General features: G+C 60.5%; 4 protein-coding genes and 1 riboswitch. Of the genes, 1 reads left to right on the forward strand and 3 read right to left on the reverse strand.

Annotated elements, in window-relative coordinates; all coding sequences use genetic code 11:
- Nucleotides 1-38: 38 nt before the first annotated feature.
- Complete coding sequence (locus PFH44_RS24895) at nucleotides 39-671, reverse strand: LysE family translocator (protein ID WP_045855321.1); 633 nt, start codon at nucleotides 669-671, stop codon at nucleotides 39-41.
- Nucleotides 672-690: 19 nt separating this feature from the next.
- Nucleotides 691-771, reverse strand: a riboswitch (ZMP/ZTP riboswitch).
- A gap of 358 nt (nucleotides 772-1,129) precedes the next feature.
- Here PFH44_RS24895 and katG point away from each other — a divergent pair.
- Complete coding sequence (gene katG / locus PFH44_RS24900; protein WP_283826485.1) at nucleotides 1,130-3,307, forward strand: catalase/peroxidase HPI; 2,178 nt, start codon at nucleotides 1,130-1,132, stop codon at nucleotides 3,305-3,307.
- A 50-nt stretch (nucleotides 3,308-3,357) separates the two neighbouring features.
- On the opposite strand, the gene zapE is transcribed toward katG, so the two are convergent.
- Nucleotides 3,358-4,383 carry a cell division protein ZapE gene (gene zapE / locus PFH44_RS24905; RefSeq protein WP_283826486.1) on the reverse strand — a complete coding sequence of 342 codons (1,026 nt, stop codon included), beginning with the start codon at nucleotides 4,381-4,383 and terminating at the stop codon, nucleotides 3,358-3,360.
- A 127-nt stretch (nucleotides 4,384-4,510) separates the two neighbouring features.
- Nucleotides 4,511-4,957: LysR substrate-binding domain-containing protein (locus tag PFH44_RS24910; RefSeq protein ID WP_283826487.1), on the reverse strand; the 447-nt coding region annotated here is incomplete at its 5' end.

Consider the following 4,957-nt stretch of genomic DNA (forward strand, 5'->3'; position numbering starts at 1 on the left):
GTTAAAATCGCCTTTGAAGCGCGCAAATAGCCGGGGCGTTATTTGCGCGCTTCAAAGGCGATTTTAACCGCCATTCCTGCCAGAACCGTCGCCATCAGCCAGCGCTGAAAGCGCTGCCAGAGCGGGCGGCCGGTAAGAAACCGCGACACCTCGCCGGCCATCAGCACAATCAGCGCGTTGACCGCCACGCTGATAAATGCCTGGGTGAAGCCAAGCACCAGGGACTGGCTGAGAATGCTGCCGTGGCCGGGGGAGATAAACTGCGGTAAGAGCGACAGATACATAATGGCGATTTTAGGATTCGCCAGGTTGGTAATAAAGCCCATCAGAAAGAGCTTACGGCCGCTGTCTGCCGGCAGGTCGCGCACGGCAAAGAGCGAACGACCGCCCGGTTTTATCGCCTGCCAGGCCAGGTAGAGTAAGTAGACGACCCCGCTGATGCGCAAAATATCGTAGGCATAGGGCACCGCAAAAATCAGCGCGGTAATCCCCAGCGCCGCGCACAGCATATAAAAGACGAACCCCAGCGCCACGCCGCCTAATGAAATCAGGCCGGCGCGTTTGCCCTGGCAGATCGAGCGCGAGGTAAGGTAGATCATATTCGGCCCGGGGGTCAGCACCAGCCCCAGGGCAACAAATGCAAAGGTTATTAACGAACTCAATTCAGGCATAGCTTATCTCCGGTTGACAAAGTTATGCCCAGGCGCGCGGCGGTCGCGACCATGCTCCCCGACAGTATTCTGTCTCAAGGCGCCAGTTACATGGCCATGAATAGTAATAGCCTGTCGCTCACCGCTCAGCAACCCCTCAAATTTCACCGCTTATGCCCGGCTTCGCCTTGTGGATCATGCCGGTGTTGCCCGCCGCCGCTGATGCATAAGATTTTTCCTGGTGGACTGGCGTATTTATCGCCAAACGTGCCGCGACGATTTCCTAAACTAATACGTTAATACTATGGTTAGTAAGTCGCTTTTACGTATTTTGGCCCTTAACCACAAATATACTATGGATTTCTTTATCACCCGCTGTTAAAAGGATATAACTATTAATTCCGTAGATTTATTCAAGTATCGCTTATTGGAAGCAGTGTATATCGTAATGGCATTCACAAAAGTAAACGGAGCCTGATATGAGCACGTCTAACGATTCATCTAACAACGCATCCGCAGGGAAGTGTCCTTTTCATACCGCGGCGCCCACACAGAGCGCCGGCGGCGGCACAGCTAACCGAGACTGGTGGCCAAACCAGCTGCGTGTGGATCTGCTGAACCAGCACTCCAGCCGCTCGAATCCGCTGGGTGAAGAATTTAACTACCGGGAAGAGTTTAAAAAGCTCGATTACTCCGCGCTAAAAGCCGACCTGAGAGCCCTGCTAACCGACTCCCAGGAGTGGTGGCCGGCAGACTGGGGCAGCTATATTGGGCTGTTTATTCGTATGGCCTGGCACGGTGCCGGTACCTACCGTACCGTTGACGGGCGCGGCGGCAGCGGCCGCGGTCAGCAGCGTTTTGCCCCGCTGAACTCCTGGCCGGACAACGTCAGCCTGGATAAGGCCCGCCGCCTGCTGTGGCCGGTCAAACAAAAATATGGCCAGAAAATCTCCTGGGCCGACCTCTATATGCTGGCGGGTAACGTGGCGTTGGAAAATGCCGGTTTCCGTACCTTTGGCTTCGGCGCCGGACGTGAAGACGTGTGGGAACCGGACCTCGACGTTGACTGGGGTCATGAAAAAGCCTGGCTTGAGCACCGTCATCCGGAAAGCCTGGCGCAGCAGCCGCTGGGCGCCACCGAAATGGGCCTGATTTACGTCAACCCGGAAGGCCCGAACGCCAGCGGCGAGCCGCTCTCAGCGGCGTCGGCGATTCGCGCCACCTTTGGCAACATGGGGATGGACGATGAAGAGATCGTGGCCCTGATTGCCGGCGGCCATACGCTGGGTAAAACCCACGGCGCGGCGGTCACCAGCCACGTAGGCGCCGAGCCGGAAGCGGCCGGCATTGAGGCTCAGGGTCTCGGCTGGTCGAGCACCTACGGCAGCGGCGCCGGAGCGGACGCTATCACCTCTGGCCTTGAGGTTGTCTGGACCCAGACGCCGACCCAGTGGAGCAACTACTTCTTCGAAAACCTCTATAAATATGAGTGGGTACAGACCCGCAGCCCGGCCGGCGCCATTCAGTTTGAAGCCGCAGACGCGCCGGACCTGATCCCCGATCCGTTTGACCCGGAGAAAAAGCGTAAGCCAACGATGCTGGTTACCGACCTGACGCTGCGCTTCGACCCGGATTTCGATAAGATTTCCCGCCGCTTCCTCAACGATCCGCAGGCGTTTAACGAAGCCTTTGCCCGCGCCTGGTTCAAGCTGATTCACCGCGATATGGGGCCAAAATCCCGCTACCTCGGACCGGAAGTCCCGAAAGAAGATCTGATCTGGCAGGACCCGCTCCCGGCTGCTGTCCACAGCCCGAGCGAGGCGGATATCGCCACCCTGAAAATCGCCATTGCCGATGCGGGCCTGTCGGTGAGCGAACTGGTTTCCGTTGCCTGGGCTTCGGCTTCCACCTTCCGCGGCGGTGATAAGCGCGGCGGGGCCAACGGCGCGCGTCTGGCGCTGGCGCCGCAGAAAGACTGGCCGGTCAACGCCATCGCGGCGAAGGTTCTGCCTACCCTGCAGGCGATTCAAAAAGCCTCCGGGAAAGCATCGCTGGCCGATATTATCGTACTGGCAGGCTCGGTCGGCGTTGAGCAGGCCGCCGCCGCCGCAGGCGTATCGGTCACCGTACCGTTTGCGCCGGGCCGCGTGGACGCTCGTCAGGATCAGACCGATATCGAATCCGTCGCTTTACTGGAGCCGCTGGCGGATGGTTTCCGCAACTATCGCCGCATTGAAGGGGGCGTTTCTACCGAGACGCTGCTGCTGGACAAAGCCCAGCAGCTAACGCTGACCGCGCCGGAGCTTACCGTGCTGGTTGGGGGTTTACGCGTGCTGGGGGCCAACTTTGACGGCAGCCAGCACGGCGTCTTCACCGACCGCCGCGGCGTTCTCAGCAACGACTTCTTCGTCAATCTCCTGAGCATGGCGACCGTCTGGAAAGCCACCGACGAACGGGGTGAACTGTTTGAAGGCCGCGATCGTAAGAGCGGCGAGAGCCGGTTCACCGCCACCCGCGCCGACCTGGTGTTTGGTTCCAACTCGGTGCTGCGCGCGCTGGCAGAAGTTTACGCCAGCCAGGATGCGCAGCAGAAGCTGGTCACCGACTTCGTGGCGGCCTGGACCAAAGTGATGAACCTCGACCGTTTCGATCTGTAATCTCCCACCCCGGCAGGCTTCTCGCCCGCCGGGGCTTCTCTCTTCCCACCCTATTCTTTCCGCAGCTGCTGCAGCCGACTGTAGGTTCGCTGAATATCTTCCCGCTCAACTCCCGCGACCAGCTCGGGTAATCCGCATTCGCTCACCAGCACCAGCCGACACTGCTTCTCGTAGAGCACATCCACCAGGTTGATAAACCGCTGCTGCGCCGCCGGTCCCCCGTGACCTAAAGGCGGTACCGCGTCCAGCAGCCAGCATGAATGGCTTTCGCACAGCGTCAGGTAGTCCATCACCGACGTCGGGCCCTGGCACAGCTGGCTAAAGGTAAAATGTAAGAAAGCCGCCGGCGCGGAGGCCACCTCAAGGGTGCGATACCCGACCGAAAGCGTCAGCGCCCTGGCGACGGGCTCGGGTAAAGCATGCCGCCTGCGGGTATGGTCCGAAGGCTGGACCAGCAGCAGCCCCTGACAGAACGGGCTCTCCGCCGGCGCGTGACGCGTCCGGTAGTCCTCTTCGCCGTCGAGCGCGACCACCGTCATATGCTGTTGAATTAACGCAATCGAGGGCAAAAAGCGCGCATGGTATAGCGGATCTTCCAGCAGCCGTTCCGGGGGGTAGTTGGAGGTTGCCATCAGGACGACGCCGCGCTGAAACAGCTGCGCCAGCAGCGGCTTAACCAGCATCGCATCCGCCGGATCGTGAAGATGGAACTCGTCAAAACAGATCAGCCGGCAGCCGTCGGTCATCTGCGCGATAGCCTCCGGCAGCGACGGCGAAGTGGGCGCGTTCAGGCGCTGATGCAGTTCGCGAAAAAAAGAGTGGAAGTGCACCCGGCGCCTGGCCGCCAGCGGCAGGCCGGCAAAGAAGCTATCGACGAGCAGGCTTTTGCCGCGCCCGGTGCGCCCCCAGACGTAAAGACCTTTACCGGGAGCGGCGCTTTGCGCCAGCAGCCTCTGCCCCAGCGCATCAAGCTGCGCAACCAGCGCCTGCTGGTCGCGATCGAGGCTCAGAGCCAGCTCCCGGGCGCGCTGCGCCATCAGCGCGGTAAAACTAAAATCGCTCGTTCCTTGCGTCATTATTGTCTCTTTCCAGGGTCAGCGGAGGCGGTTCAACGACGGCAGTTTAGGCACAATTACCGCCGTTGACCACTCTGCGGTCTGCGCAAGCGCGTTAACCGCACCGGCGGCAAAAAAAAAGCGCCCGCTATGCCGGTTCGCCGCTGATTTCCGCCAGCAGCCAGCGCTCAAAATCCGCTAATGCGCTTTCGTTAATCCCCGTTTCAACCGGCTTGACCAGGCAGAAATTTTTGTTCAGCCGCGCGGAAACCGGCCAGGGAGCAACCAGCGCCCCGCTGCTGAGCTCGTTTTCGACGTACACCTGCGGCAGCAGCGCAACGCCAAGCCCGGCCTGCACGGCGGAGATGGCCATTTCATGCAGATCGTAGCGCACGCCCCGGGACGGATTGTCCAGCGCGATGCCGCTCTCCTCGGCGTAGCGCTGCCACGCATCCGGATTTTGCCGCCGGTGAATACGCGGCAGAGCGTTCAGCTGCTCGCCGCCGTCCCGCGCGGTCAGCAGCGAGGGATGGCACACCGGGACCAGCCTTTCCTGGAGCAGAAAGCGGATAGCCATTCGGGCCCACGCCGGTGG

It is taken from the genome of Klebsiella sp. Ech2A, from assembly GCF_030078455.1.
Taxonomy (GTDB): Bacteria; Pseudomonadota; Gammaproteobacteria; order Enterobacterales; family Enterobacteriaceae; genus Klebsiella; species Klebsiella terrigena.

Coding starts and splice junctions, on each gene's coding strand:
- katG (WP_283826485.1), top strand. CDS start 1,130: ATGAGCACGTCTAACGATTCATCTAACAACGCATCCGCAGGGAAGTGT.
- PFH44_RS24895 (WP_045855321.1), bottom strand. CDS start 671: ATGCCTGAATTGAGTTCGTTAATAACCTTTGCATTTGTTGCCCTGGGG.
- zapE (WP_283826486.1), bottom strand. CDS start 4,383: ATGACGCAAGGAACGAGCGATTTTAGTTTTACCGCGCTGATGGCGCAG.